The sequence below is a fragment of the Erwinia pyri genome (assembly GCF_030758455.1).
Lineage (GTDB): Bacteria > Pseudomonadota > Gammaproteobacteria > Enterobacterales > Enterobacteriaceae > Erwinia > Erwinia pyri.
The window spans coordinates 1263048-1289895 of the sequence record NZ_CP132353.1 but is presented as its reverse complement, the minus strand read 5'-3'; the positions used below and the strand labels follow the sequence as shown (position 1 = coordinate 1289895).

The 26848-nt window shown below is 55.1% G+C and carries 24 protein-coding genes and 1 pseudogene; 7 read left to right on the top strand and 18 right to left on the bottom strand.

Features of this window, described 5'->3' with window-relative positions:
* Positions 1-62 precede the first annotated feature (62 nt).
* From Q3V30_RS06030 to Q3V30_RS05975, 12 genes and pseudogenes are all read right to left on the bottom strand, one after another.
* A complete protein-coding gene (locus tag Q3V30_RS06030; protein ID WP_306211408.1) occupies positions 63-1412 on the bottom strand; it encodes an ATP-binding protein in 1350 nt (449 codons plus the stop codon).
* Positions 1409-2089, bottom strand: coding sequence for a response regulator transcription factor (locus tag Q3V30_RS06025; protein WP_306211407.1), 681 nt, complete (start codon positions 2087-2089; stop codon positions 1409-1411). The genes Q3V30_RS06030 and Q3V30_RS06025 overlap by 4 nt, the downstream gene beginning before the upstream one ends.
* Before the next feature lie 184 nt (positions 2090-2273).
* A complete protein-coding gene (gene cysM / locus Q3V30_RS06020; RefSeq protein WP_306211406.1) occupies positions 2274-3152 on the bottom strand; it encodes a cysteine synthase CysM in 879 nt (292 codons plus the stop codon).
* A 79-nt stretch (positions 3153-3231) separates the two neighbouring features.
* Positions 3232-4320, bottom strand: a complete 1089-nt coding sequence (cysA, locus tag Q3V30_RS06015; RefSeq protein WP_306211405.1) for a sulfate/thiosulfate ABC transporter ATP-binding protein CysA — start codon at positions 4318-4320, stop codon at positions 3232-3234.
* On the bottom strand, positions 4310-5185 hold the full coding sequence (gene cysW / locus Q3V30_RS06010) for a sulfate/thiosulfate ABC transporter permease CysW (RefSeq protein ID WP_306211404.1): 876 nt from the start codon (positions 5183-5185) through the stop codon (positions 4310-4312). The genes cysA and cysW overlap by 11 nt, the downstream gene beginning before the upstream one ends.
* A complete protein-coding gene (gene cysT / locus Q3V30_RS06005) occupies positions 5185-6018 on the bottom strand; it encodes a sulfate/thiosulfate ABC transporter permease CysT (protein ID WP_306211403.1) in 834 nt (277 codons plus the stop codon). The genes cysW and cysT overlap by 1 nt, the downstream gene beginning before the upstream one ends.
* Positions 6018-7034: a sulfate ABC transporter substrate-binding protein gene (locus tag Q3V30_RS06000; protein WP_306211402.1), complete on the bottom strand. Its 1017-nt coding sequence runs from the start codon at positions 7032-7034 to the stop codon at positions 6018-6020. Before Q3V30_RS06000 ends, cysT begins: the two co-directional genes overlap by 1 nt.
* Positions 7035-7250: 216 nt before the next feature.
* Positions 7251-7382: pseudogene (locus Q3V30_RS05995) on the bottom strand (AraC family transcriptional regulator); the annotation flags it as partial.
* A 62-nt stretch (positions 7383-7444) separates the two neighbouring features.
* Positions 7445-8341 carry a Dyp-type peroxidase gene (locus Q3V30_RS05990; RefSeq protein ID WP_306211401.1) on the bottom strand — a complete coding sequence of 299 codons (897 nt, stop codon included), beginning with the start codon at positions 8339-8341 and terminating at the stop codon, positions 7445-7447.
* Positions 8342-8490: 149 nt separating this feature from the next.
* Positions 8491-9108 (bottom strand): RpoE-regulated lipoprotein, encoded by a 618-nt coding sequence (locus tag Q3V30_RS05985; RefSeq protein WP_306211400.1) that lies wholly within the window; start codon positions 9106-9108, stop codon positions 8491-8493.
* A gap of 141 nt (positions 9109-9249) precedes the next feature.
* Positions 9250-9705: a DUF2919 domain-containing protein gene (locus Q3V30_RS05980; RefSeq protein WP_306211399.1), complete on the bottom strand. Its 456-nt coding sequence runs from the start codon at positions 9703-9705 to the stop codon at positions 9250-9252.
* A 39-nt stretch (positions 9706-9744) separates the two neighbouring features.
* Positions 9745-10170, bottom strand: coding sequence for a GNAT family acetyltransferase (locus Q3V30_RS05975; RefSeq protein WP_306213105.1), 426 nt, complete (start codon positions 10168-10170; stop codon positions 9745-9747).
* Positions 10171-10368: 198 nt separating this feature from the next.
* Between Q3V30_RS05975 and amiA the strand changes: the two genes are divergently transcribed.
* The 4 genes from amiA to tkt all read left to right on the top strand — a co-directional run bounded on the left by amiA (position 10369) and on the right by tkt (position 15747).
* Positions 10369-11241 (top strand): N-acetylmuramoyl-L-alanine amidase AmiA, encoded by an 873-nt coding sequence (gene amiA, locus Q3V30_RS05970; RefSeq protein WP_306211398.1) that lies wholly within the window; start codon positions 10369-10371, stop codon positions 11239-11241.
* Positions 11242-11316: 75 nt separating this feature from the next.
* Positions 11317-12225, top strand: coding sequence for an oxygen-dependent coproporphyrinogen oxidase (hemF, locus tag Q3V30_RS05965; RefSeq protein ID WP_306211397.1), 909 nt, complete (start codon positions 11317-11319; stop codon positions 12223-12225).
* 457 nt (positions 12226-12682) lie between these two features.
* Entirely contained in the window at positions 12683-13633 is a 951-nt protein-coding gene (gene tal, locus Q3V30_RS05960; RefSeq protein WP_306211396.1) for a transaldolase, read from the top strand.
* 116 nt (positions 13634-13749) lie between these two features.
* Complete coding sequence (tkt, locus tag Q3V30_RS05955; protein ID WP_306211395.1) at positions 13750-15747, top strand: transketolase; 1998 nt, start codon at positions 13750-13752, stop codon at positions 15745-15747.
* A gap of 100 nt (positions 15748-15847) precedes the next feature.
* Here tkt and Q3V30_RS05950 read toward each other — a convergent pair whose 3' ends face one another.
* The 4 genes from Q3V30_RS05950 to Q3V30_RS05935 form a co-directional block, all read right to left on the bottom strand.
* Positions 15848-16939: a DUF1176 domain-containing protein gene (locus Q3V30_RS05950; protein WP_306211394.1), complete on the bottom strand. Its 1092-nt coding sequence runs from the start codon at positions 16937-16939 to the stop codon at positions 15848-15850.
* A 631-nt stretch (positions 16940-17570) separates the two neighbouring features.
* Complete coding sequence (gene nudK / locus Q3V30_RS05945; RefSeq protein ID WP_306211393.1) at positions 17571-18149, bottom strand: GDP-mannose pyrophosphatase NudK; 579 nt, start codon at positions 18147-18149, stop codon at positions 17571-17573.
* A gap of 149 nt (positions 18150-18298) precedes the next feature.
* A complete protein-coding gene (gene ansP / locus Q3V30_RS05940) occupies positions 18299-19762 on the bottom strand; it encodes an L-asparagine permease (RefSeq protein ID WP_306211392.1) in 1464 nt (487 codons plus the stop codon).
* Positions 19763-20080: 318 nt separating this feature from the next.
* Positions 20081-20356: a YdgH/BhsA/McbA family protein gene (locus Q3V30_RS05935; protein ID WP_306211391.1), complete on the bottom strand. Its 276-nt coding sequence runs from the start codon at positions 20354-20356 to the stop codon at positions 20081-20083.
* Between the two features lie 363 nt (positions 20357-20719).
* Between Q3V30_RS05935 and narQ the strand changes: the two genes are divergently transcribed.
* Both narQ and acrD read left to right on the top strand, forming a co-directional pair.
* The gene (gene narQ / locus Q3V30_RS05930) at positions 20720-22387 is read left to right on the top strand and encodes a nitrate/nitrite two-component system sensor histidine kinase NarQ (RefSeq protein ID WP_306211390.1); all 1668 of its coding nucleotides are present in this window, start codon (positions 20720-20722) and stop codon (positions 22385-22387) included.
* Between the two features lie 260 nt (positions 22388-22647).
* Positions 22648-25764 carry a multidrug efflux RND transporter permease AcrD gene (gene acrD / locus Q3V30_RS05925; RefSeq protein ID WP_306211389.1) on the top strand — a complete coding sequence of 1039 codons (3117 nt, stop codon included), beginning with the start codon at positions 22648-22650 and terminating at the stop codon, positions 25762-25764.
* 82 nt (positions 25765-25846) lie between these two features.
* Here the strand turns inward: acrD and ypfM are convergent, their stop codons facing one another.
* On the bottom strand, positions 25847-25909 hold the full coding sequence (gene ypfM, locus Q3V30_RS05920; protein WP_157032631.1) for a protein YpfM: 63 nt from the start codon (positions 25907-25909) through the stop codon (positions 25847-25849).
* Between the two features lie 198 nt (positions 25910-26107).
* Between ypfM and Q3V30_RS05915 the strand changes: the two genes are divergently transcribed.
* The gene (locus tag Q3V30_RS05915) at positions 26108-26542 is read left to right on the top strand and encodes a GNAT family N-acetyltransferase (protein ID WP_428979252.1); all 435 of its coding nucleotides are present in this window, start codon (positions 26108-26110) and stop codon (positions 26540-26542) included.
* A 38-nt stretch (positions 26543-26580) separates the two neighbouring features.
* Here the strand turns inward: Q3V30_RS05915 and Q3V30_RS05910 are convergent, their stop codons facing one another.
* A complete protein-coding gene (locus tag Q3V30_RS05910) occupies positions 26581-26775 on the bottom strand; it encodes a hypothetical protein (RefSeq protein ID WP_306211387.1) in 195 nt (64 codons plus the stop codon).
* Positions 26776-26848 lie beyond the last annotated feature (73 nt).

Here is a 26848-nt window from a genome sequence, read left to right as displayed (position 1 = left end):
TTACCTCTCGCGCTTGCCTGCTGACGATCTTAGCCATCAATCATAGCACTCTGCATCACTTATTAAACCACCCAGTGAGGCAGCCGGAGCGTCAGCTCCAGCCCGCCATGCTTACCGTTAACCGCACTGACGTCACCCTGATGCGCCAGCAGCACTTTACGGACTATAGAGAGCCCCAGGCCATAGCCTTTGCCGGAAAGCGGGGAGTTGACCCGCACGAAAGGATCGAAAATGCTGGAGAGCTTATCCGCGTCCACGCCCGGCCCCTGGTCAATGACGGTGATGGTCAGCCAGCCCTGCTCCTGCTTCAGCGAGATGGTGACCTGCTCTCCCTGAAGCGAGAAGCGCAACGCATTACGCACGACGTTCTCAACCGCAGACCTGATCAGATTGGCATCGCCTTTGACCGTGTAATCTCCCGCCTCATCGGCGTAGAGCAGGATCTCCACGCCAGGCACCTGCGCTTCATAGCGTGCGTCATTGGTGACTGCCTCAAGCAGGCCAAGCAGGTCGAAATATTGTTCATCGGGCAGCGTCTCATGCTCCGCGCGGGAGAGCGTCAGCAGTTCGCCGATCATTTTATCCAGCCGTCTGGCCTCTTCATCAATCCTGTCCAGCGACTGGCCCACCGATTCCGGCGTCTGTCTTGCCAGACCCGTCGCCAGCTGCAGACGCGCCAGCGGCGAGCGTAACTCATGCGAGACATCATGCAGCAACGCCTCGCGAGCCTCAACCAGCACCGAGAGCCGCTCAACCATCGCATCAAAATCCTGAGCCACTACCGAGAGTTCATCATGGCGCCTGCGCATGGTTGGGAAGAGCCGTACGGAAAGATCGCCTTTCGAGACGCGGGTAAATCCTTCACGAAGCTGGCGCATTGGCCGCGTCAGGTTCCACGCCAGCAGCAGGCTGAACAGCAGACCGCCGCCGCCGGCAATAAACAGCATCGGCTCCGGTATGTTAAGGAAATTATGAGGATGACCGCCCATATTGCTGTCTTCACGCAGCCCCTGCACATCATACCGGAGCTGGTATTGCTGCCCGTCAGCCCCGGTCACCCACTCGATCACCTCTTTAGGGAAATCTCCCGGCCGTAAATTACGGCTCAGATCGTCTCGTGGGATCTCCTGCGGCGGCTTTGGCATCAGCTGAACAGAGAAAAACCGTCGGTCGCTATCGGACCAGTCGGCCATCATGTCGTTCAGCGCATCCATGCCGCCACGTTGCAATACGGAAACCGCAGAGGTCATTTGCAGATTGACGATGCGCCGCGCGGCCAGATTTTCCGGCGGTTCGTGGTGCTTGCCGTACAGCGTGAAGCCCAGCCACAGCAGCTGGCTCATGATCAGAAACGTCAGCCAGAACCCCAGCAGGATCTTCCAGAATAACAGCCCGCTAAAACCGGCTCTCATCGGATACGGTAGCCTATGCTGCGCACGGTTTCGATAGTGATGGTGTCATTGGTCAGCGCCGCCAGCTTCTGGCGAATGTTGCTGATATGCACATCCACGCTGCGGTCATAAGCTTCACGAGGGCGCCCCAGCCCTTTTTCTGACAGTTCATCTTTCGATACCACACGATCGGGGGAACGAAGCAGCAGATCCAGCAGATTAAATTCTGAAGCCGTCAGGTCAAAGGGCTGCTTTTTCCACTCGCTGATGCGCGTTGCCGGGTTCAGCGCCAGGTCACCCCAGCAGGCCAGCTCTTTACTCTCAACGATCACCGGCTGCTCTTCCACGCGACGCAGTACGGCACGCAGCCTGGCCACCAGCTCCCGTGGATAACAAGGTTTGGGCACATAATCGTCGGCGCCCATCTCCAGCCCGATAACCCGGTCGATGTTGTCGCCTTTAGCGGTCAGCATGATCACCGGCAGGCGGCAGTTCTGGCGAACCTGACGCAGCACGTCGATACCGCTCATATCGGGCAGCATAATGTCCAGGATCATCGCGTTATACTCACCTGACATCGCCCCTTCCACGCCCGCTTTGCCGGTCAGGACCAGCGAAGCATCAAATCCTTCAGCAATCAGGTACTGACTGAGCATGCTGCCCAGCTCGAGATCGTCATCAACCAGTAAAATTTTCATGCAGTCTCTCTCAGTGATCCAGCCGCTATTTTCACCTGTTGCTGAAACAATAGCAGCAGGTTTTACCCAATCCTTACAGTGTATCAGCAGGAAAGAGGGGCGACAGCCGGGGGTTGAAAGATAAGCTGTTGAAAGCGCAGGCCGCGCAACGGGCAACCTGCGGGAAGAGAGAAGTTGAAGAGGATTAATAGACGCCGGTGGAGAGATAGCGATCGCCGCGATCGCAGATAATTGCCACTACGATGCTGCCCGGCTGCTCTTGCGCAATCCGCAACGCTCCGGCAACCGCGCCGCCGGAGCTTACGCCGCAGAAAATGCCTTCCCGACGCGCCAGTAGCCGCATGGTCTGTTCCGCTTCCTGCTGGGACATATCCATAACGCGGTCTACCAGTTCAGGCTGATAGATGCCCGGCAGGTAGGCGGCAGGCCAGCGCCGGATACCCGGGATACTGCTGCCCTCTTCCGGCTGCAATCCTACAATCTGAACGTGGCCGCTCTGCTCTTTCAGATAGCGCCCTACGCCAGTGATGGTGCCGGTGGTACCCATGCTGGAGACGAAATGGGTCAGACGCCCGGCGGACTGCTGCCAGATTTCCGGTCCGGTGGTGGCGTAATGGGCAAGCGGGTTATCAGGATTATTAAACTGGTCGAGAACCTTACCTTCGCCCCTGGCCTGCATCTCCAGCGCCAGATCGCGTGCGCCTTCCATGCCCAGCTCGCGGCTGATTAATATCAGCTCTGCGCCATAGGCCCGCATCGCGGCCTGGCGTTCAACGCTCATATTTTCCGGCATCAGCAGCTTCAGGGCATAGCCTTTCATGGCGGCAATCATCGCCAGCGCAATGCCGGTATTGCCGCTGGTCGCTTCGATTAGCTGGTCGCCGGGCTTAATCTCACCGCGCAGCTCTGCCTGATGGATCATCGAATAAGCGGCGCGATCTTTTACCGATCCGGCCGGGTTATTGCCTTCCAGCTTAAGCCAGATTTCACTGCCGTTATGAGGCCCCAGGCGCTGAAGCCCAATCAGCGGCGTATTGCCGATGGTATTTTCTAAGGTTGTCACTGTGCGGTTCCCAGGATGGGCCAGAAAAGCTGGCAATAAAAAAGGGCCAGGCTGGTTGGCCTGACCCTTAAAGAAAATATCAGGCGCTTTGGGCAAAGGCAACCTGTCGCAGCGGCGTTTCGCCTTTATAGAGACGCGCCTGCTGCAGGCCCACAAAGAGCTGCTCGCCACGGATCGGCGCGGCTTGTATCCCCTCTACGACCAGCGTAACCGGCTCCCGTGCCCAGCCAGCAGGCATCGCGGTGACCTGCCAGTAGTGGCCGCGAGGGCTGACTTCCAGCACCTGAACCGGCAGCGGCGTTTCAAGACTGCTCTGGCGGCTGACGTCAACTTCCCACGGCCGCAGGAACAGCTCTACCGCGCCCTGATGGGCAGGCGCATAACCCAGCGGCCAGTGATGCGCCCCTACGTGGAACTGCGAGCCATGCACTTCAGCATCAAAGCGGTTCACTTCGCCCAGGAACTCCAGTACAAAGCGGGTGGCGGGATCGCGCCAGACTTCATCCGGCGTGCCGACCTGTTCGATATTGCCCTGGCTCATCACCACCACACGATCGGCCACTTCCATCGCCTCTTCCTGGTCGTGCGTCACAAAGACGCTGGTGAATTTCAGCTCTTCATGCAGCTGACGCAGCCAGCGACGAAGCTCTTTACGCACCTGCGCATCCAGTGCGCCAAAGGGTTCATCAAGCAGCAGGATTTCCGGTTCAACTGCCAGCGCACGGGCCAGCGCTACGCGCTGCTTCTGGCCGCCAGAGAGCTGGGCCGGGAAGCGTGCTGCCAGATGGCTGAGCTGCACCATCTCCAGCAGCTTAGAGACTTTTTGTCTGATAGCCGCGGCAGAAGGACGTTCACGACGGGGCAGCACGGTCAGTCCAAAAGCGATGTTGTCAAACACCGTCATGTGGCGGAACAGCGCATAATGCTGGAATACAAATCCTACATGACGGTCGCGTGCGTGCAGCTGCGTGACATCTTTACCCTGGAAGCTCAGGCGACCGCTGCTCTGGCTCTCCAGTCCGGCGATGATGCGCAGTAAGGTGGTTTTCCCTGAGCCGGAAGGCCCAAGCAGCGCCACCATCTGACCGGAAGGGATATCCAGTGAAATATCGTTCAGGACCTTGGTACGGCCGAAGGATTTGTTAATTTTGCTGATATCAATGCTCATGGTTCCCCTCCTGTTGCAGGCGCTTCTGCTGTTGCTCTAACCGCCACTGCAGCGCGCTTTTCAGAAACAGCGTAAGAATAGCCATCAGGGTCAACAGGCCCGCCGCCGTAAAGGCGCCCACGGTGTTGTAATCCTGATGCAGTAATTCAACTTGTAATGGCAACGTGTAGGTCTCGCCGCGAATCGATCCCGAAACTACCGAGACCGCACCAAACTCACCAATAGCACGGGCATTGGTTAATACCAGACCGTAAAGCAGCGCCCAACGAATGTTTGGCAGGGTCACCCGCCAGAACATTTTCCAGCCAGATGCCCCTAACAGCACCGCCGCTTCATCTTCATTGCTGCCCTGGCTGAGCATCACCGGCACCAGTTCACGCACCACAAACGGACAGGTCACGAAAATGGTGACCATCGCCATGCCTGGCCAGGAGAACATCAGCGCAACGTTATGGGCGTCCAGCCAGCCGCCAGCGGGACCGTTCACGCCCCAGAACAGCAGATACATCAGCCCCGCCACCACCGGCGACACGGCAAAAGGAATATCGAACAGCGTCAGCAGCAGCTGACGTCCCGGAAAATCAAAGCGCGTAACCAGCCAGGCGAGCAGCGTACCGAACACCAGGTTAACCGGCACGGTAATCAGCGCCATCAGGATAGTGAGCCAGATGGAGTGCAGCATGTCGCCATTGTTCAGGTTACTGAACATCGCGCCGATGCCTTCCGAGAAGGCGCTGGCGAAGATGGCGGCCATTGGCACCACCAGCAGTCCCAGTGAAATCACCATGCCCAGCGCAATCAGAACCCATTTGCCCCAGTTGGGGCGGCTGCGGCTCACGCCGTTCAACTCTGTTACGTCAGCCATTAATGACCTCCAATACGACGGCCAAAGCGGCTCTGTAAGGTGTTAATCGCAAACAGCAGCAGCAGCGAAGCCGCCAGGATCACGGAAGCGATCGCGCTTGCCGCCGGATAATCGAACTCCTGCAAGCGGACAAAAATCATCAGTGAGGTCACTTCAGTTTTCCACGCGATATTACCGGCGATAAAAATGACCGCGCCAAACTCGCCCAGGCTACGAGTAAAAGAGAGCGCCGTGCCTGCCAGCAACGCAGGCGCTACCTCTGGCAGCACAACGCGGCGGAAGCTCTGCCACGGCGTAGCGCCCAGCGTTTCTGCCGCTTCTTCATATTCTGGCCCCAGCTCTTCAAGCACGGGCTGTACGGTACGGACCACAAACGGAATGCTGGTGAACGCCATCGCTACCGCAATGCCCAGCCAGGTGTAGGAGACCTTGATATCAAACTGCGCCAGCCACTGACCGTACCAGCCGTTAACGGAAAACAGCCCCGCCAGCGTCAGGCCCGCCACGGCTGTCGGCAAGGCAAAAGGCAAATCCATCAGGCCATCCAGCAGCGTACGCCCCGGAAAACGGTAACGGGTCAGGATCCACGCCATCAGCATGCCGAAAAAGGCGTTAAACAGCGAAGCGACACCGGCGGAAAGCAGCGTCACTTTATAGGCCGCCATCACCTGCGGGTTGGTGATCACTTCCCAGTACTGGGAGAGCGTCATCTGCGACAGCTGCATCAGCAGCGCGCTGATCGGCAGCAGCAGGATCAGGCAGGTGAAAAACAGGCTGCTACCCAGGCTGATCCCAAATCCGGGAAGAACACGCTTACTTCTGGTGGCAAACATTACTGATGTCCCGCGGCTAACAATTTATCCAGCTCGCCACCGCTGGCAAACTGCGTTTTCATAACCTGCTCCCAGCCGCCAAACGCCTCTTCAACGCGGAACAGATCGACCGGCGGGAAACGATCTTTCTGCTGCGCCATCAGCTCCGGGTTGTTTACGCGGTAGTAGTACTGCGTAATGATTTTTTGCGCTTCCGGCGTATAGAGATAGTTCAGGTAAGCTTTGGCCGCTTTTTCGGTGTCGTTAGCCTTGATGTTTTTATCCACCCAGGCCACCGGGAATTCCGCCAGAATATTGGTTTTGGGCACTACGACTTCGTAGCCCTCTTTGGCGTACTGATTACGGATGTTATTCACTTCTGACTCAAAACTGATCAGCACGTCGCCCTGCCCACGCTCCACAAAGGTGGTGGTGGCGCCCCGACCGCCGGTATCAAACACTTCGACGTTTTTCAGAAACTGGGTCATAAATCGTTCGGTCTTTGCCTGGTTTTTACCATCCGCTTTATCGGCGGCTCCCCAGGCGGCAAGATAGGTATAGCGGCCATTGCCGGAAGTTTTAGGGTTCGGGAACACCAGCTTCACATCACTTTTCACCAGATCGCTCCAGTCATGGATGTTTTTTGGGTTGCCCTTACGCACCAGGAAAGCCATGGTCGAATAAAACGGGGAGCTGTTATTCGGCAGACGTTTCTGCCAGTCAGCCGGGATGAGGTTGCCGCGAGCGTGCAGGATCTCTACGTCAGTCACCTGGTTATAGGTCACCACGTCAGCTTTCAGGCCCTGTAAAATCGCCAGCGCCTGCTTGGAGGAGCCTGCATGGGACTGTTTGATAGTCAGCTTGTCGCCATTATTCTGCTCCGCCCACTGTTTCTCAAAAGGCGCATTCAGGGCGACAAACAGCTCGCGAGAGACATCATAAGAGCTGTTCAGCAGCTCGGTAGCCTGAGCTGACCCGGCCAGCAGCAGCGAAAACGCGGCACTGCTGAAGATTTTTTTCACTGTCGGTAACGTCATGTTGCACCCTGAAAGCGTTCCGGCTTGCGCCCTGAAGAGCCCTCAGTTTATCTATAACCCGATGAAAACCAGTAACGGCTTTATATACCGTTTGGTGATTTGGAAGTTTAAAACGCTATAAGCGGACAGAATTGCTTATGCAAACGGCGGGAAAGGCGATGCGTATCAGCAGGCGCTGGCTTCAGGAAGGGCCGCTGATGTCGGGCCAGCCTCCTCTTAATAGTGTATCTCACCATATTTCGCCCGGTGCTCTTTAGGCGTCATATCGTAATCCTTGCGAAACACGGAACAGAAGTACGGCAAAGATGGATAGCCGCACATTTGCGAAATCTCATTGATAGAGAGAGATGCTCTCCTTTCAGGCCAGCAGCCGCCCGCAGGCGGCTCTACTCTGTGGCTGTGGTTAACGCTCAGAGCGCAGCAAGCTGCTGCAGAGAGGGGGCATAAAAGTAGCTGCCGCTGACGGGCTTAGTAAAGCGCAGCATGGCATCAAACTTATTATCTTTTTCGCCAAACATACTCAGCAACTGTTGCTCAATGTTATAGAGCGTGGCGCAGTAGGCGAGGAAGAAAAGCCCATTGGTGCCGCTTGCGGTGCCATAGGGCAGGCTCTGACGAAGAATTTTCAGGCCCTTGCCATTCTCTTTCAGGTCGACGCGGCTGACATGCGAGGTAACGGGACGCGCTTCCCCCTCCAGTTCTTCATTACTCTCTTTAGTACGGCCGATAATCTGCTCCTGCTTGTTCACCGCCAGGCGGTTAAACATCTTCAGATTATGTTCCCAGCGCTGGCTGAACACATAGCTTCCGCCGGCGTTTTCACCCTCGCCTATCAGCGCCACCAGCGGCCGCTGTTCACCCTGCGGGTTTTCCGTACCGTCAACAAATCCACTTAAATCCCGCTCTTCCACCCAGCGGAAGCCGTGTGTCTCTTCCACCACCTGGATAGCCGGGCCAAAAGCGGCAACGGCGGCCTGTGCCAGGGTAAAATTCACATCGTGGCGAAAAGAGTGAATATGGATCAGCAGGTCGCGCTGCGTGGCGGGCGCCATCCCTTTGCCCAGCGGCTGGAAATCCTTCAGTCCGGCGGGGCTTTGACCAGCATTAAGGTCATTCCACACGGCCGGACCGAAGGCGATAACCGCTTCCAGCCCGGCGTCAGGCCAGGCGTGCTGCAACCGCTCAAGCTGCTGAAGAAACAGAGGAGTGGCCTGGCGAAGGAGCGTTAAGTCGCCCTGCACCATAGCTTCAAGATAAATAGCAAAACGGCGGTGTTCTGACAAAATGCCGCTCTGAGGCTGAGACATCGGGCGTTCTCCTGAAAAGGCGGATATCCGTAGTGGAATTTTTCGGCTTATCATACCTGATGTTTTCAGGGGCATCTTGTCTGACAGCAAGGAAGAGGAACTTTGTCTTTGCTAATTAAAACGGGCCGCCTGAAGGCAGCCCGCGGAGGTTATTTGCGCCAGATAATTTTGCTGATAGTCCAGTTCTGCAGCGTTTCATCCGGGGGCATCAACCCTTCAGGACCGTGCCATTCACCGGTGAAGAGATAGCTGATGTGCTGGCTGCCCGGTGCTGAACACTCGACGCCCTCGCTGTCCGCGCCGCTACCTTTGTCACAAGCACCAAAGGCTTTTTTGAAAATATCCCTGAACGGCGTACCAATCTTGTTGCCGTCGGCGGAGATGATGGCGCGATCCGTCACGTCAATGCGATCCACAGTGGACTGCCCGGTCACTTCAACTTTCACCTGCTTGTCGCTCACCGCCTGGAAAAAAGTGACTACGCCGCCGTTTTCGCTACGCATCCCTTTGCGGATCTGATAGTTGCCGCCTAATCCCTCGCCGATGGCGGTTTCGTTCATTGCGGTGCTGCCGGTGAGTTCACCTACTCCCTGCTCATTAACCGTCAGAGAAGAACCAAACCAGTTCCAGGGCGCCAGGCTGGACCATGAATAGGTCAGCGGGTTCCACCAGGTGGCGCCGCTGCCGGACTCTGTTGAGGAGCCGGAACTGGCACAGCCAGCCAGCAGCAAAGCGACGGCAATCAGTGCCGGGCGAACAGATTTCATTGCAACTCCTGTCTTGATAACCAAAAACTTCTGAACTGATTGGAGTGTTAATCCGGGAAAAAGTTTTATCCGACGTTTTTTGTCGGATAAAAACCTTTCCCCTGGAGGCGAGCGTTTTATCCGCTGTTTTTGTCGGGAGTTTTATCCGGCGTTGTGGGCGGGATCAAAACAGGCCCGGAGGTGGCGGTTGAAGCTGAGCCAGGCCAGCGCCAGCAGGTCGAATCCGGTAAACAGGATCACTAAGGGAGAAACGCTCTCCTCGCCCTGATACAGGGTAAAACCTTGCAGCGTCAGCATCGCCACCAGCGTCAGCATCAGAACCCAACGCCACGCCTGCCAGAGGCGGGGGAAACGCTGTCGATAGCCGGTCAACAACAGCCCCAGTGCGGCCGGTACGCCCAGGGCCAGCCCCAGCCAGAAGGCATGCGTATCAGGATAAAACAGCTCCAGCAGCGAGGTCCCCTGCTGGCGGGAGGCACCAGCCATCACAAACAGAACCCAGGTGCGCGCCTGTAAAAGCAAAATGGCCCAGAAGGCGAGCGGTAACCTCAGCTGACCTTTTGCATCATAATCGTCGGGAGAAAATATCAGGTTCATCACATCACTGGCGGGGGCAGCACTGCGCCACCCAACTGATTAATATTCGCGATCTTCAATTAAACGCTTGCCGAGCAGCAGGCTGTCCTGCGTGTCGTAATCAAGCTTTTCATAAAAACCCAGCACCGCATCATTTTCTTCCCGCACCATCACGTTAATTTTCGGACAGCCGCGAGCAATGAGCTTTTTCTCAAGGCGATTAATCAGCGCATTGGCGAACCCACGCCCCTGGTAATCAGGGTGAACGCCCAGATAGTAGGCCGAGCCGCGATGTCCGTCATAGCCGCCCATCAAGGTACCAACAATGACGCCGCTGACCACGGCGACCAGAAACAGATCCGGATCATGATTAAGCTTACGCTCAATATCCATTTCCGGATCGTTCCACGGACGTAACAAATCGCAACGCTCCCAGAGCGTGATTACTTCTTCAAAATCGTCCTGGCTGAATACGCGGATTTCCATACCGTTGCCCCAGATGTTAACCATAATTTGCTGATTATCACGCTTTCTTTCAGCGGCGCAAGCCTCAAGCGGTGCAAACCGTAAAAAAGGCCGTTAGTTTGCTGAAATAGAAAGTAAAAGCTTGAAATAGTTCCCTTCTCGCGTTGGCCCTAATGTTACGATATAACATTAAGCACGTTTTGCTCAGAGGATGGAATAATGAAAAAGTTTGGCCAGATGACCCCGTTAACAACCCGCCGCCAGCTGCTGCTTTCAGGCATGGCGCTGGCTTTACTGGCCAACAGACCGGCGCTGGCAAAAGAAGAAGTAGCTACCCTTAAGGCGAGCCGTAACCATCCTCATACGCCTCCACGTCCTGCAACCAGCGCAAAGAAGATAGTGATGATCGACCCGGGGCACGGCGGGATCGATTCGGGTGCGGTTGGCGAAGAGGGTTCAGAAGAGAAGCATGTAGTGCTGGAGATCGCTAACCATATCCGCGACATGCTGAACGGGCATCCGCATATTGAAGCCCGGCTGACGCGAGAGTCGGACCACTTTATCCCGCTGGGTGAACGGGTGGAGATTGCCCATCAGCATGGCGCTAACCTGTTTATGTCCATTCATGCGGATGGCTTCACCAGTCCGGAGGCGAACGGCGCCTCCGTGTTCGCGCTCTCCAATCGTGGTGCCAGCAGCAGTATGGCGCGCTATTTGTCCAAGCGTGAAAACGCGGCGGATGATGTTGGCGGCGTGAAGGCGGCACAAAAAGATCATTATCTTCAGCAGGTTTTATTCGATTTAGTCCAGACCGATACCATTAAAAACAGCCTGACGCTGGGCAAGCATGTGCTGAACCAGATCCGTCCGGTGCATCATCTGCACAGCCAGCACACGGAGCAGGCCGCCTTTGCCGTGCTGAAATCCCCCTCCATTCCTTCCGTACTGGTTGAGACCTCTTTTATAACCAATCCTTCCGAAGAGCGCCTGTTAGGCACCACCGCCTTTCGCAAGAAGATTGCGACGGCAATTGTCGGCGGCATCGTCAGCTATTTTGCGGAGTATGATGCCAGTAACAGGCGCCCCGCTTAAGCTTCAGCATCACTCTGCCCCGGCGGAGGCATTTTGTCGTATACTGCGCGCGTGATTTGACGACAAAGGTAAGCCATGAACGCACCCAACCTTGCCCTGGTGAAGCAGTTTTTGCTCACCCTACAGGAGACTATTTGCCAGCAGTTAGCCCAGGCTGACGGCAAAGCGAACTTTGAAGAAGAGAGCTGGGATCGCGAAGGCGGCGGCGGCGGTCGCAGCCGCGTGCTGCGAGGCGGCGCAATTTTCGAACAGGCTGGCGTAAATTTCTCCCATGTTCATGGCGATATGATGCCAGCCTCCGCTACCGCGCACCGCCCGGAGCTGGCGGGCCGCAGTTTTGAAGCGATGGGCGTGTCGCTGGTGATCCACCCGGAAAACCCTTATCTGCCCACCAGTCATGCCAACGTTCGTTTCTTTATCGCGGAAAAACCGGGCGCCGATCCGGTCTGGTGGTTCGGCGGCGGGTTCGACATGACGCCCTATTACGGCTTCACGGAGGATGCGGTGCACTGGCACCAGACGGCGTCTGACCTGTGTCAGCCCTTTGGGGAGGAAGTTTATCCGCGCTATAAAAAGTGGTGTGATGACTACTTCTTTATCAAACACCGTAACGAGCAGCGCGGCATTGGCGGTCTGTTCTTTGACGACCTGAACACGCCAGACTTTGACTATTGCTTCCGCTTCACTCAGGCGGTAGGAGAAGGTTTTCTTGAAGCCTATCTGCCCATTATTGAGCGTCGCAAAGCGCTTCCCTGGGGCGAGCGCGAGCGCGACTTCCAGCTCTATCGTCGTGGGCGCTATGTGGAGTTCAACCTGGTGTGGGATCGCGGGACGCTGTTTGGTCTGCAAACCGGCGGACGTACTGAATCTATTTTGATGTCGATGCCGCCGCTGGTGCGCTGGGAGTATAATTACGCTCCCGAACCGGGCACGCCGGAAGCGGCGCTCTACACCGATTTCCTGCCGGTGAAAGCGTGGATTTGATGAAAGTTGCGGCAGGCCAGTCGGCTTGCCGCGTTATCGCTGGCTGCGTATCCCCCTTTTCGGCCACGCCTCTCCCGTCATCAGCGCGCGATTTATTCAGTGATATTCAACGAGGTGCGCACGGGTGTTTGCGGAAAACAGGCGATGCCGGCGCGCGCCAGCGTGCGCGCCATCACGAAATTTTACAGAAGTGCTACACTGGAGGGTGCGGCATTTTTTCAATGTGCGCAACGGACTCATTGGGTCAACCCATTGCAACAATCAGAGAAAACGCATTTCTATTACAGAACGTCTGATGCAATGTTTGGCCTGAGAACAGACTTCCGTGTCGGGTAGATCCGATGTTAGCCCCTGAAAATTCCCCACAGAGAAGATTCAAGGCTGCCTCGTTGGCCTTAAGCCCCGTTGCCCGTCATGGTCAAATCGTAATGCAGATTGCACATCAAGGAGCCAAGAGATGAACCAGCTAGAAGCACTGAAACAATTCACCACCGTGGTGGCGGACAGTGGCGATATTGAATCCATTCGTGATTACCATCCGGAAGATGCAACCACCAACCCCTCTCTGATCCTTAAAGCCTCCGCCCTCGATTCCTACAAGCACCTGATTACCGATGCCATCGACTACGCCAAAAAACAGGGCGGCAGCAAAGAAACCCAGATTATCAACGCCAGTGACAAAGTTGCGGTCAATCTCGGGATGGAAATCCTGAAAAGCGTTCCCGGCCGCGTCTCTACTGAAGTAGACGCACGTCTCTCTTTCGATCGCGGCATGTGCGTGACCAAAGCGGAGAAGCTGGTAAGAATGTACGAAGACAACGGTATTGACCGTTCACGTATTCTGATCAAACTCGCTTCAACCTGGGAAGGCATTCGTGCAGCAGAAGAGCTGGAGAAAAACGGCATCAACTGTAACCTGACCCTGCTCTTCTCCTTTGCTCAGGCACGCGCCTGTGCTGAAGCCGGTGTCTTCCTGATCTCTCCGTTTGTGGGCCGTATCTACGACTGGTACAACACCCGTAAGCCAATGGATCCGTATGTGGTGGATGAAGATCCGGGCGTTGTTTCCGTACGTAACATCTACGAATACTACAAACAGCACCGCTATAACACAGTGATCATGGGTGCCAGCTTCCGTAAAACCGAGCAGATTGTGGCGCTGGCTGGCTGTGACCGCCTGACCATTTCTGCCGATCTGCTGAAGCAGTTGCAGGCAAGCGATGCACCGGTTGAGCGTAAACTCACGCCTCCTACAGAAGCCTTCCATCAGCCTACCCCGCTGTCAGAAGCGCAGTTCCGCTGGGAGCACAATCAGGATCCGATGGCGGTTGAAAAACTGTCTGAAGGCATCCGTCAGTTCGCCGTTGACCAGCAGAACCTGGAAGACGTGCTTGCCGCTAAGCTGTAACCGAAATCAAAATGGGTGGAACGTCCTGTTAACCGATCCTGTCGGCGATGCAGGGCCTTCGCCCTTTAGCGTTTAATCCGCCCATTTTATCCCACAAAACAATCAGGGAGAAAAACATGTCTTCACGTAGAGAACTGGCTAACGCCATCCGTGCCCTCAGTATGGATGCCGTACAGAAAGCCAATTCCGGTCATCCAGGCGCCCCAATGGGCATGGCAGATATCGCTGAAGTGTTGTGGCGCGACTTTTTGCATCACAACCCGACGAACCCGGCCTGGGCCGATCGTGACCGTTTCATTCTGTCCAACGGTCATGGTTCCATGCTGCTGTACAGCCTGCTGCACCTCTCCGGCTACGATTTGCCGATTGAAGAGCTGAAAAACTTCCGTCAGCTGCACTCTAAAACGCCGGGCCACCCGGAAATTGGTTATACGCCGGGCGTGGAAACCACCACCGGCCCGCTGGGTCAGGGTCTGGCGAATGCGGTAGGTCTGGCGATTGCAGAACGCACGCTGGGCGCTCAGTTTAACCGTCCGGGCCACGATATCGTCGACCACCACACCTATGTATTTATGGGTGACGGCTGTCTGATGGAAGGGATTTCTCACGAAGTCTGCTCGCTGGCGGGTACGCTGGGCCTGGGCAAACTGATCGGTTTTTATGACCACAACGGCATCTCGATTGATGGTGAAGTGGAAGGCTGGTTCAGCGATGACACCGCCAAGCGCTTTGAAGCCTATAACTGGCATGTGATCAATATTGATGGTCACGACTCAGAGGCTGTTGCTGGCGCTATTAAAGAAGCGCAGAGCGTTACCGACAAGCCATCACTGATCATCTGCAAAACGATTATTGGTTTTGGTTCACCGAACAAAGCGGGTAAAGAAGAATCTCACGGCGCAGCGTTGGGCGTGGATGAAGTTGAGCTGACCCGTAAGCAGCTTGGCTGGAACTATCCTGCCTTTGAAATCCCTGAGGATATTTATGCTCAGTGGGATGCCAAAGAGGCGGGCAGCAAGTATGAGAAAGAGTGGAACGAGAAGTTCTCCGCTTATCAAGCCGCCTTCCCGGAACTGGCGAAAGAGTACAGCCGTCGTATGGATGGTGGCATGCCGGAGAACTGGGAGCAGGAAACGCAGAAGTTTATTGAGCATCTGCAGGCTAATCCACAGAAAATCGCCAGCCGCAAAGCTTCACAAAACACCCTGGAAGCCTGGGGTAAGCTGCTGCCTGAATTCTTAGGTGGATCGGCTGATCTGGCACCAAGTAACCTCACCATCTGGTCAGGCTCCAAGTCGATCAAAGAGGATCTTGCCGGTAACTATATTCACTATGGCGTGCGTGAATTTGGTATGACTGCCATTGCTAACGGCATCGCACACCACGGCGGCTTTGTGCCTTATACCGCTACCTTCCTGATGTTTGTGGAATATGCGCGTAATGCTGTCCGTATGGCGGCGCTGATGAAAGCCCGTCAGATCATGGTCTATACCCACGACTCCATCGGTCTGGGCGAAGATGGCCCGACGCACCAGCCGGTTGAACAGCTTGCCAGCCTGCGCGTCACGCCGAATATGAGCGTCTGGCGTCCGTGCGACCAGGTAGAAACCGCCGTGGCGTGGAAGCATGCGATTGAGCGCCATCACGGGCCGACCGCACTGATCCTCTCCCGTCAGAACCTGTTGCAGCCTGAGCGTACTAAAGAGCAGCTGGAGAATATCTCCCGCGGTGCTTATGTGCTGTCAGATTGCGAAGGAACGCCTGAGGTGATCCTGATTGCTACCGGTTCCGAGGTAGAAATCACGCTGGGCGCGGCTGAGAAGCTGACCCGCAGCGGCCACAAGGTACGGGTGGTTTCCATGCCTTCTACCGACATGTTCGACAAACAGGACGTGGCGTATCGCGAATCCGTGCTGCCATCTGGCGTTGCGGCGCGCGTAGCTGTTGAAGCAGGTATTGCAGATTACTGGTTCAAATACGTTGGTCTGAATGGCGCTATCGTAGGTATGACCACCTTTGGTGAGTCTGCACCCGCTGATAAGCTGTTCAACGAGTTTGGCTTCACGGTTGAAAACATCGTCAGCCATGCTGAATCGCTGCTGAAGCCTCACTGAGGCTACTAAGCAGCCGCTTCTGGCATCTGCTTTGATCAGCAAGCCCGGCACTGGTGCCGGGCTTTTTTTATGGCTGACCATCGGGAAGCTGTTCCGGGCTTCAGGGTGTCGACATCTCTACTTCAGCAGCTGGCGGCTCTACTTTCTCACTGGCCCACAGCGTTGGCCAGTCGTCACTGCCATGCCAGGCATCACAGGTTGTTTCCTGAGCAAATTCAGCCAGTACAAACTCCCGCCCGGTGTATTGCCAGCGCGATGCCGTACCACAATCGCCTAATCCGCGGCCTTTGCCGAAGGTCAACAACTCGCCGGTGTTGGCATCATACTCGGCATTGATCAGCTCCAGCTGCTTGTCGCTGCGGCCAGGGGGGACAAACGGCAGGCTAAGGGAAACCCCTTTCGCCACAAAAGGCTCGGTACGGCTGACTTCAAAGGCCAGATCGATGACGTTATAGGCCCCCATTTCACAGGTAACCAGCAGCAGCGCTTTCTCATCTGACAGCGGTGCCACGCTAACCTCGCGTCGCTGTGGATCCAATGAACACTCATCGGTATTTATCCGCCAGGTACCAAAATCGATCAGGCCGGTGGTTTCGTCCCGCGTCAGAGGTAAAGGCGGCCGGCGCGGTGGCATAATCTGCGGAGTAGCGGGCTGCGGCGGGACATCCATCGCCGCGCGGTCGCCCCGCTTCACCCAGGCGCTCATGCCATTCACCCGGCCCTGAATCTCATCCATTAGCAACAGCGCCGCTTTCAAACCATGCAGCGAGATAGTGGCCTCAGGTCGGTAGAGCAACTGAATATTCCCTGCGTCCATGATCTGCGCCAGAAATTCATCAATGGAGATAACATGTGCCGTGGCAAGATGATGGGGCTCTACTTGCCAGTGTTTCAAATCGGGTTTCAGCCGCTGGCCGTCCAGTAATAAATTGTCTTTCAGCGGTGCGCCTTTAAGCTCTCCGGTATAGCGGTTACCGTAATCAATACGCAGTAAAGGCCGATCGTTAATGCCCGCATTACGGGTAAGCGTCATCACCAAGCCATTATCGCCAGGGAAATTACGTACCACACAACTATTAAGGTTATTGCAGGTTATCTGCCAGTTATAAAAAACTTTCTGCAGCGGTTCAGCCTGAAGCGAAGCAGCGAACAGCAGCAGCAAGGCAAAAGGGAATTTCATCCAGTAAAACATTGATAATGGGTATCCCAGGGTAACGAAAAGGCTGCCGCAAAGTGCGAATAGAAGCAATCACCATCATGCCGCCTGCCCTTATTCAGCTCAATCGGATTAGTCGGACAAGGCTATGATGATGACTCATCCATGACTTCGCACGGTTCCTTGATGGAGATACTATTCTAATTCATTGATTTTAAGAAGGGTCTGCCAACGTGGCACTCTTCGGGTTCGATCTGAAATAATGTGACGTACTTCAAAGTTAATAATGAAAAGTAATGCTGCAGAAAATGGGAGAGTCGACAGAGATCGCTTATTTTGTGCAGCTATGAGCGATCAACAGCGTACGGGCAGGTTCATTAACCGCTTTTAATTTTAATATTCTTCTGCAGCCAGCGAATCCTTTTGATAGAAATGCAAAAAAAGAAACGCGGGTCGCCTGAACAAATTAAATAGCGTGAAGAAATTCAGGATATTTGAGTTAAAAAAGAGTCTTATTAAGAATGCTTTTTTGTTTTAAAAAATGGTGTTGAAAGGCGTACTGAGTAGTTAAATTGCTCTTTTCACCAGAGGCAACGAGCGAAGCCCGGGAGCAACGTTTCTCCCGGAAGAGCAGGACTCAGGATAGTGATAGCGTTACCGGCAGAGGTTAAAGCTTCAGCCAGCCTTCAATCAGCGCATGCTGAAGCAGCATCACCGTCTTGCCATCTTTGATGCGGCCCTCTTTGATCATTGCCCACGCCTGGGGAAAAGGGATCTCCATAACGTCGATATCTTCATCTTCTACGCCGCCGCCAGCATTGGCACGCAGGGCGTCGTCATATTCCGCTGCAAAAAAGTGGATCAGCTCGGTAACGCCGCCAGGAGACATGTACATCTCGTACAATTTTTCCACCTGCCCCACCGCGTAACCTGTCTCCTCAACGGCTTCCTTGCGAATGCAATCTTCCGGAGAGTCGTCATCCAGCAGTCCGGCACAGGCTTCAATCAGCATCCCACTTTCGTTGCCGTTTACCCAGGTCGCGATACGGAACTGGCGGGTCAGGATCACGCTATTTTTTTCACGGTTATAGAGCAGAATGGTTGCGCCGTTGCCGCGGTCATAGACCTCGCGTTTGTGGCGGATTGTGGTGCCATCTTTGGCGGTTAAATCGTAGGTAAAGTTACGCAGGACGAACCAGTTTTCTGACAGGACTTTATTCTTAATCACTTCAATTTTGGCTGACATACAGGCTCCGGTGCGTTTTTCGGGAGCCTGTCATCATAAGGCGCTACAGGTAAGAAAACTATCCTAAATCTGGCGGAGTAATGCCCAGCTTTTGCGGAGAATCACCGCAAAAAAAGGCCCCGCAGGGCCTTTTTTTATTCAGCCCGCGTTCAGGCCTCTTCTTTTACCGCAGTGTGCTCGGTCTGCGCGACAGTGTTCACGCGCTTACGCACGCCAAACCAGCCCAGTACCAGAACCACGGCTATCAAAGGCACTGCCGCAATGGTGTAAGTGCCGTTAGGGTAATCAAAGGCCATCAGCACCAACACGCTGGCCAGAAACAGCAGCGTCAGCCATGAGGTAAACGGCGCCCAGGGCATTTTAAAACCTACCTCTTCCGCTTTGCCTTCTTTAATCGCCTTACGCAGACGCATCTGGCAGACCACAATAAAGCCCCAGGAGGAGATAATCCCCAGCGACGCCACGTTCAGCACGATCTCAAACACGCGCGAAGGCACAATGTAGTTGAGGTAAACGCCGATGATATAGACGCCCACGGTGACCAGAATGCCCATATAAGGCACCTGCTGACGGCTCATTTTAGACATAAACTTCGGTGCCGATCCGCCCATCGACATCGAACGCAGAATGCGGCCTGTAGAATAGAGGCCCGAGTTCAGGCTGGAGAGCGCCGCACTCAATACCACGATATTCATGATGCTGCCCACATAAGGCACGCCCAGTTTAGAGAAGAAGGTCACAAACGGACTCTGCCCTGCCTGGTAAGCGTTCCAGGGTAACAGCAGCACCAGCAGCACTACGGAGCCGACATAGAACAGGCCAATACGCCAGATCACGCTGTTGATCGCTTTAGGCAGCATGGTTTTCGGGTCTTTACACTCCCCAGCCGCTGTTCCTACCAGTTCAATAGAGGCGAAGGCGAAGACCACACCCTGTACCAGTACCAGAGCCGGTAACAGGCCGTGCGGGAAGAAGCCGCCGTTATCGCTGATCAGGTGGAAGCCGGTTGCATTGCCATCCAGCGGCTTGCCGGTTCCCAGGAATACCACCCCCACAATCAGGAAAATGGCGATCGCCAGCACTTTGACCAGCGCAAACCAGAACTCCATTTCGGCAAACCACTTTACGCCGATCATGTTCATGGTGCCGACTATCGCCAGCGCACCCATCGCAAATACCCACTGAGGAACGTCACCAAATGCTCCCCAGTAGTGCATATAGAGCGCCACCGCCGTGATATCCACGATGCCGGTCATCGCCCAGTTGACGAAGTACATCCACCCCGCCACATAGGAGGCTTTTTCACCGAGGAATTCCCGCGCGTAAGAGACAAAACTGCCGCTGGAGGGACGGTGAAGAACCAGTTCGCCCAGCGCACGCAGGATAAAGAAGGAGAAGATACCACACACTAAATAGACAATAGCCAGTGCCGGGCCTGCAATCTGCAGACGAGCACCTGCCCCAAGAAACAGTCCCGTTCCTATCGCTCCGCCAATCGCAATCATCTGTACGTGACGATTATCCATGGCTTTGTGATAGCCGGAGTCATGAGAATTTAACCAACGTCTTCTTGCGGCGCGCTTGTCTGCAACCGCTGTTTTATCAGCTTTCATTTTCTTTCCTATTATCCTGTCCACAGTTTTACGGATGCCTGTCCCGGGCATCCCGATCTCCGCCATCCAAACGATTGCGTCAACAGCACAAACGTCTGCGCAAAACCCGGCTTCCTGTAATTTTGTTCTTAGCGGAAGCGGGAAAATTGCGGCGATGCATCCTAACCGTTCTCGAAAGCTGACGCAAAAGTTACCCTCATCAAATCGTGAGCTTTTGTAATTTTTGCCGGATGGCGCATAAAAAAACCGACCGCAAAGGGCGGTCGGTTCAGTGAGGTCACTAAGGCTACACAGGGGTGGGGTAATAAGCGGTAAAACTTAACGGTAAATCTCTGCGTTCCCGCTCCACAGGCTTGAATCGCCCGGGGTATCAGCACGAATAACGCGATAGTGCGATGCGCCCATTTCCTGTGCTTTCTGGGAAAGCTGGCGGGTGGCATCATCTAAGGATCCGTTAACGCCGGAGATGGAAACGGTGCCCATCGCCTGCATGTTCTGGCTCTGCGCTTCATCGACCGGCGTGGCGGCCAGTGCAGAAAATGAGGTCGCAGCAAAAAGGGTGGCGGCTAGCAGTGCAGGTAATTTCATTTTCATTATCATTTCCTCGTCGAAAGTTATCATTCGTTAGAAGATTTCGTTACGGAGTTAATTATGAACAGACTAATGAAAACCAGAGTGAGCCTGAGGTAAAGGTGGTTAAGCATTGTTGAAGGAATGCAGAACTGTCCAAAGAAGCGTCAGTGAAAGTTACATTTTACGCAGGCTGTAAGGGGATATGTCAAAGCTGAGGAGTCGCAGAGGTTTCTTAACGCGGTAAGTTACTGTAACGAGGTTGTCATAGCGCTTCAAGCGATATACCGCACGTTTTGAACATTCTTCTTTTCACCACCTCCAGGTCAGTTTCTTGCCGGAAGGTTGAGGTTATACTCTCCGCCACACTTTAAGAGGAAGCGCTGGATGTTTACCCGTTCCGTTACCGACACTCTCGCCCGTACCCTGTTCGCTATTGTGTTGCTCTCTGTGCTCTCTTCCGGGCTGGCGCTGTTAACCCTTTCCACCAGCCTGCGCGATGCCGAAGCGGTGAATATCGCCGGCTCGCTGCGCATGCAGAGCTACCGTCTGGCTCTGGATGCTGCCAGCCTCTCTTCCGCTCTGCCGAAAGATATCCTCGCCTACCAGCAGTCGGTGGAAGCACCCGCCTTAACGGCGCTGGACCGGGCCTATGTCCCGGAGAGCGTCAGGGCGCGATATCAGGCGCTGACGCTGGCCTGGCATGCTTTACAACCTGAACTGCTGGCAGGCAACACGCATCATTACCAGCAAAACGTCTCCTCTTATGTCGCCCAGATCGATCTGTTCGTGCTGGCGCTTCAGCACTGGGCTGAACTGAAAATGAAGCTGGTGGCTGGCGTCAGCCTGCTGGGATTTATCGCCATTGCTGTTCTGGTGTTCTGGACGCTGCGCCAGGTAAAACGCCAGGTCGTGATCCCGCTGAATAAGCTGGTGGAGGCGAGTAATGACATTGAGCATGGCCATTTTCATCACGCTCCGCTGGATACCGGTTTGCCCAATGAACTTGGCGTGCTCGGCAGAGCCTTTACCCGAATGTCTGTAGAGCTTGAAAAGCAGTACGCCCGCCTTGAACAGGCCGTAAGAGAGAAGACCGGCGATCTGCGCCAGGCAAATCGTCGCCTTGCCCTGCTTTACCAGTGCTCCGAAACGCTCAATCACCACCTTGAACCCTTAAAAGCCTGGCCTGCGGTGCTGGAAAAAGTGACGCAGCATGAAAACTTTGCCGCCATTGAGCTTATCGCACCGCCGCACGGAAAGATTAGCTGCGGCGAGGCTGACGCTTCGCTTCCCTGGCTAACCCTGCCGCTGGAACCGGGTACGGAACAGCCAGCGGCCGAACTGCGCTGGCAAGCGGCGGCCAGTGAACCTCAGCTTATGCAGGGCGTGGCGACCATGCTGGCCCGGTCATTGCAACTGGACCGCGCCCAGCAGAAAGTTCGTCATCTGTTGGTAATGGAGGAACGGGCCACCATCGCGCGCGAGCTGCACGACTCTCTTGCCCAGTCCCTGGCGTATCTGCGCATTCAGCTGGCACGCCTGAAGCGAGTGGTTGAGGCTTCTGCCGCGCCAGCGCATGAGATTGTCAGTGAGATCGATCGGGCACTGACAGAAGCTAACGTTCAGCTTCGCGAACTCCTGACTACCTTCCGGTTATCCATTGAGCCGGCAGACCTGAGCACCGCCCTGCAACAGGTTATCGCCACGCTTCAGGGGCAAACCGAAGCGGAGATCGTGCTGCAAAGCCCGGCTGAGATGCCCCGGCTGGAAGCGCAAAAGCAGGTACACGTCTTACAGATTGTCCGCGAAGCCCTACTGAATGCAGTTCGTCATGCTAAAGCGTCAAGGATCACTCTCCGCTGTCGCCCTCTTCCCTCCAGGGAGATCCTGATTGAAATTGAGGATAATGGCACCGGCATAGATAAGGGGGATCCTCCGCCGGGGCATTATGGCCTTTCAATTATGCGGGAGCGGGCCAGCTCGCTTCAGGGCAGGCTGACTATAGCAGCGGGAGCCGAAACAGGAACGGTTATCTCGTTGCAGTTTCCTGCCTGAGTGAGGTGGCAAAGAGGCGGTGAGAAGAAGCGGCAGCATTGGGCTTTCCGGCGCAGTGCCGTGGACGAATTAGCACGATAATTTACACTTTCTCCTCAATTTCTCCACGATTCTTCACAAGGTGAAGGGTAAAGTGAAGAGGCGCCAGAGCATGTTGAATAACTTATAAAAATTTGCCGCGGCCCGGATGACAACTTTCGCGCGCCAGGGATAAGGCAGGCGCATGACCCTTCCTGATGACTGGCCTGGAGCGCGCTTTAATGGCAAATTTTTTCATCGATCGCCCGATCTTTGCCTGGGTGATAGCGATTTTGCTTTGCCTGACCGGCACGCTGGCTATTTTTTCGCTTCCTGTTGAGCAATATCCCGAACTTGCTCCCCCTAACGTCCGCATCACGGCCAACTATCCGGGCGCGTCTGCCGAGACGCTGGAGAATACCGTCACCCAGGTTATCGAACAGAACATGACCGGCATCGATAACCTGATGTATATGTCTTCGCAAAGCAGTAACACCGGGCAGGCCACGATTACCCTGACTTTCGTCGCCGGAACTAACCCGGACGAGGCACGCCAGCAGGTGCAGAATCAGCTGCAAAGCGCGCTGCGTAAACTGCCGCAGGATGTACAGTCTCAGGGCGTCACGGTGACCAAAACCGGTGACACCAATATCCTGATGGTGGCGTTTGTCTCCACCGACGGCAGCATGGATAAGCAGGATATCTCCGACTACGTTGCCAGTAACGTGCAGGATCCGCTAAGCCGTATTGACGGGGTGGGCCAGGTTGATGCCTATGGCTCGCAGTATGCGATGCGCATCTGGCTCGATCCCAACAAGATGATTAATTATGCCCTGACCACCTCAGATGTCGTCACCGCCATTGAGTCGCAAAACAGTCAGGTGGCGGTGGGGCAGCTGGGCGGATTGCCCTCAGTGGATCGTCAGGCGCTAAACGCGACCATCAATTCGCAGTCGCTGCTCAACACGCCTGAGCAGTTCCGCAACATCACCCTGCGGGTCAACCAGAATGGTTCAGAAGTGCGGCTGGGCGACGTGGCAGACGTCGCACTCGGTGCCGAGAAGTATGATTTCCTGAGTCAGTACAACGGTCAGCCCGCTTCAGGTCTGGGGGTTAAGCTGGCTTCGGGGGCCAATGAGCTGCAAACCGATAAGCTGGTTCGCGCGCGCATTGAAGAGCTTTCCCACTATTTCCCGCATGGCCTGAAAGCAGAAATAGCCTATGAGACCACGCCGTTCGTCAAAGCGTCGATCGAGGATGTGGTTAAGACGCTGATAGAAGCCGTGCTGCTGGTATTCGTGGTGATGTATCTGTTTATGCAGAACTTCCGCGCCACGCTCATTCCTACCATCGCCGTTCCGGTGGTTCTGCTCGGTACTTTTACCGTACTTTCAGCCTGCGGCTTCAGTATCAATACGCTGACCATGTTCGCGATGGTATTAGCCATCGGGCTGCTGGTGGATGATGCCATTGTCGTGGTGGAAAACGTCGAGCGAATAATGAGCGAGGAAGGGCTCTCCCCGCGCGACGCGACGCGCAAATCGATGGGGCAAATTCAGGGCGCTTTGGTGGGTATTGCGCTGGTGCTCTCCGCCGTGTTTATCCCGATGGCCTTCTTTGGCGGCACCACGGGCGCTATCTATCGCCAGTTTTCCATCACTATTGTCTCCGCGATGGTGCTGTCGGTACTGGTAGCGATGATCCTCACCCCTGCCCTCTGCGCCACACTGCTGAAACCCATTCCTCAGGGAGGGCATCATGGCCGCCGGGGCTTTTTCGGCTGGTTCAACCGCATGTTTAACCGCAACGCTGAGCGTTATGAACGCGGCGTGGGTAAGATTCTGGCCAAAGCAGGACGCTGGCTGGCGCTCTATGTGCTGCTGATTGCGGGGATGGCGTTCCTTTTCCTGCGGTTGCCAACCTCTTTCCTGCCGCTGGAAGACCGTGGTGTCTTTACCACCCAGATCCAGCTGCCGCCCGGCTCGACGCTGCAGGAAACCAACAAAGTGGTCAACAAGGTTGAGCAGTACTATCTGACGCAGGAGAAAGATAACGTACTGTCGGTATTCTCCACCATAGGCGCAGGTCCGGGCGGTAACGGCCAGAACGTGGCGCGCATGTTCGTGAGACTAAAGGATTGGCAGGATCGCCCCGGCACGGATAACACCTCATTCGCCATCATCGAACGGGCGACCAAAGCCTTCCGCAAGATCAGAGAAGGCCGCGTGATTGCCAGCAGTCCGCCAGCCATCACCGGTATGGGGAACTCAGCCGGCTTTGATATGGAGCTGCAGGACCACGCTGGCCTGGGCCACGATGCATTGATGAGGGCGCGGGATCTGCTGATCTCAGCCGCAGAGGAGAATGGCTCCCTGACGCGCGTGCGTCATAACGGCCTGGATGATACGCCGCAGTTGAGGATTAATGTCGATCAGCATAAAGCGCAGGCGCTGGGCGTCTCCATTGACGATATCAACAATACGTTACAGACCGGCTGGGGGTCGACCTACGTCAATGATTTCCTCGATCGGGGGCGCGTGAAGAAGGTTTACGTTCAGGCGGCGGCCAAATACCGCATGCTGCCGGATGACATCAGTAAATGGTACGTGCGCAACAGCAGCGGCAGCATGGTGCCATTTACCGCTTTCGCCACCACCAGCTGGGAGACCGGCTCGCCGCGGCTGGAGCGCTACAACGGTTATTCTGCCGTAGAAATTGTTGGAGAGTCGGCGGCGGGCGTCAGTACCGGCACGGCGATGGACGTAATGGAAAACCTGGTCAGCAAATTGCCCACCGGCTTTGGCCTGCAGTGGACAGGGGCTTCTTATCAGGAACGGCTGAGCGGCTCGCAAGCGCCCGCGCTTTACGCCATTTCGCTGCTGGTGGTGTTCCTCTGTCTGGCGGCGCTTTATGAGAGCTGGTCTGTTCCCTTCTCGGTGATGCTGGTGGTGCCGCTGGGCGTGGTTGGCGCGCTGATCGCTACCTGGGCGCGCGGCCTGGAAAATGATGTCTATTTCCAGGTTGGTCTGCTCACGGTGATTGGGCTTTCGGCGAAGAATGCCATTCTGATTGTGGAGTTCGCTAACGAGATGAACACCAAAGGCCGGGATCTGCTGGAAGCCACGCTGGAGGCTTCACGGCAGCGTCTTCGTCCGATTCTGATGACCTCGCTGGCCTTTATCTTTGGCGTGCTGCCGATGGTTATCAGTAACGGCGCGGGATCGGGCAGTCAGCATGCGGTGGGGACCGGGGTGATGGGTGGCATGATCTCCGCCACCGTTCTGGCTATTTTCTTTGTCCCGCTCTTCTTTGTACTGGTCAGGCAACGCTTTCCGCTGCAGGAGAAGCCGGTAAAATAATAAAAAAGGCAGCCTTTTTGGGCTGCCTTCTACTGTTCTGGGTTCTGTCGGTTACGCTGCGGTGCGCGACTTAAAGAAGGTGTTATTTACGAGATAACATTGCTTCGATAAAATCCTTCCAGTTCCCCAATTCTAAGTCAATCATAAATCACCTCGCTTTTTATTGTGTCTCCATTATAGGATTAATCCTAAGGAAAAGTGAACAGTTTTCGATCCGCAAAAAAGCAAGAGTTTCGATCAAAATCGTAATTTGCGTGGCAGGCCACAGTTCAGGCGTGATGATACCCAGAGTAATCACTAGCCTGATTATCATTCGATAACGTAAGGGATCCGCATGCATCAGATGGTACTGAGCACCAACGCCTGTGAACCAGCAGTAGACTGGCAGGCGCTGGCTGATTTAATTGAACGTGCTGGCTTAAGCCAGCGTGACCCGGAAGTGCTGAAGCGAGCCTATCAACATTCGCAGTTTGTCTGGTTTGGTTACGTCAGGGGCAAATTGATGGCGACCGCTCACGCCATCAGCGATCTGACTTATGCTTCTTATCTCTCTGACGTGATTGTCGATGCCGCCTGGCAGGGGCAAGGCTATGGCGGCCAGCTTATGGAGGCGATCATGAAAACGTTGGCCCCCTGCGGCAAGGTGTTTATCTATTCCATGCCGGATAAAATCGGCTTTTATCAAAAGCTCGGTTACGCTTCGCTGACCACAGGAATGATTTACGCTGAAGGGAAGGCGCTACTGAGATTGCAGGAAAAAGGGTTTGTGACCCGATAAGCCTTGGGGGGCAAAGCGCCCCCCGGAGAGATCCACTGTTACTTCAGTACAATCACTTTATCGTATCCGCCGCTCTCACTGTCGATATGCGTTTTGGCATCGGGGTGTTCCGCCAGCACCGCTTCCACAATATGATTAAACTCATCGCAGCGGCTTGTTTTCGTCCTGGCGATCACGATCATCGATTGAGTCTCTTCAACCGTATGGGCGGAAGACGCTTTTAAATAGTTCATGTTGTCCCTCCTTTTGCTAAGTCTCTGTCTGGATAATGATATTCCGGCCTTCCCTGCTGCCTTAAAGGCGCAT

What these genes read in the sequence shown, in the direction of transcription:
- tkt (WP_306211395.1), top strand. Translation starts at nt 13,750, where the DNA reads ATGTCTTCACGTAGAGAACTGGCTAACGCCATCCGTGCCCTCAGTATG.
- nudK (WP_306211393.1), bottom strand. Translation starts at nt 18,149, where the DNA reads ATGTCAGCCAAAATTGAAGTGATTAAGAATAAAGTCCTGTCAGAAAAC.
- acrD (WP_306211389.1), top strand. Translation starts at nt 22,648, where the DNA reads ATGGCAAATTTTTTCATCGATCGCCCGATCTTTGCCTGGGTGATAGCG.
- ansP (WP_306211392.1), bottom strand. Translation starts at nt 19,762, where the DNA reads ATGAAAGCTGATAAAACAGCGGTTGCAGACAAGCGCGCCGCAAGAAGA.
- Q3V30_RS05985 (WP_306211400.1), bottom strand. Translation starts at nt 9,108, where the DNA reads ATGAAATCTGTTCGCCCGGCACTGATTGCCGTCGCTTTGCTGCTGGCT.
- Q3V30_RS05990 (WP_306211401.1), bottom strand. Translation starts at nt 8,341, where the DNA reads ATGTCTCAGCCTCAGAGCGGCATTTTGTCAGAACACCGCCGTTTTGCT.
- Q3V30_RS06025 (WP_306211407.1), bottom strand. Translation starts at nt 2,089, where the DNA reads ATGAAAATTTTACTGGTTGATGACGATCTCGAGCTGGGCAGCATGCTC.
- narQ (WP_306211390.1), top strand. Translation starts at nt 20,720, where the DNA reads ATGTTTACCCGTTCCGTTACCGACACTCTCGCCCGTACCCTGTTCGCT.
- Q3V30_RS06030 (WP_306211408.1), bottom strand. Translation starts at nt 1,412, where the DNA reads ATGAGAGCCGGTTTTAGCGGGCTGTTATTCTGGAAGATCCTGCTGGGG.
- Q3V30_RS05950 (WP_306211394.1), bottom strand. Translation starts at nt 16,939, where the DNA reads ATGTTTTACTGGATGAAATTCCCTTTTGCCTTGCTGCTGCTGTTCGCT.
- cysW (WP_306211404.1), bottom strand. Translation starts at nt 5,185, where the DNA reads ATGGCTGACGTAACAGAGTTGAACGGCGTGAGCCGCAGCCGCCCCAAC.
- Q3V30_RS05975 (WP_306213105.1), bottom strand. Translation starts at nt 10,170, where the DNA reads ATGGAAATCCGCGTATTCAGCCAGGACGATTTTGAAGAAGTAATCACG.
- Q3V30_RS05980 (WP_306211399.1), bottom strand. Translation starts at nt 9,705, where the DNA reads ATGAACCTGATATTTTCTCCCGACGATTATGATGCAAAAGGTCAGCTG.
- tal (WP_306211396.1), top strand. Translation starts at nt 12,683, where the DNA reads ATGAACCAGCTAGAAGCACTGAAACAATTCACCACCGTGGTGGCGGAC.
- Q3V30_RS05910 (WP_306211387.1), bottom strand. Translation starts at nt 26,775, where the DNA reads ATGAACTATTTAAAAGCGTCTTCCGCCCATACGGTTGAAGAGACTCAA.
- amiA (WP_306211398.1), top strand. Translation starts at nt 10,369, where the DNA reads ATGAAAAAGTTTGGCCAGATGACCCCGTTAACAACCCGCCGCCAGCTG.
- Q3V30_RS06000 (WP_306211402.1), bottom strand. Translation starts at nt 7,034, where the DNA reads ATGACGTTACCGACAGTGAAAAAAATCTTCAGCAGTGCCGCGTTTTCG.
- Q3V30_RS05915 (WP_428979252.1), top strand. Translation starts at nt 26,108, where the DNA reads ATGGTACTGAGCACCAACGCCTGTGAACCAGCAGTAGACTGGCAGGCG.
- Q3V30_RS05935 (WP_306211391.1), bottom strand. Translation starts at nt 20,356, where the DNA reads ATGAAAATGAAATTACCTGCACTGCTAGCCGCCACCCTTTTTGCTGCG.
- cysA (WP_306211405.1), bottom strand. Translation starts at nt 4,320, where the DNA reads ATGAGCATTGATATCAGCAAAATTAACAAATCCTTCGGCCGTACCAAG.
- hemF (WP_306211397.1), top strand. Translation starts at nt 11,317, where the DNA reads ATGAACGCACCCAACCTTGCCCTGGTGAAGCAGTTTTTGCTCACCCTA.
- cysT (WP_306211403.1), bottom strand. Translation starts at nt 6,018, where the DNA reads ATGTTTGCCACCAGAAGTAAGCGTGTTCTTCCCGGATTTGGGATCAGC.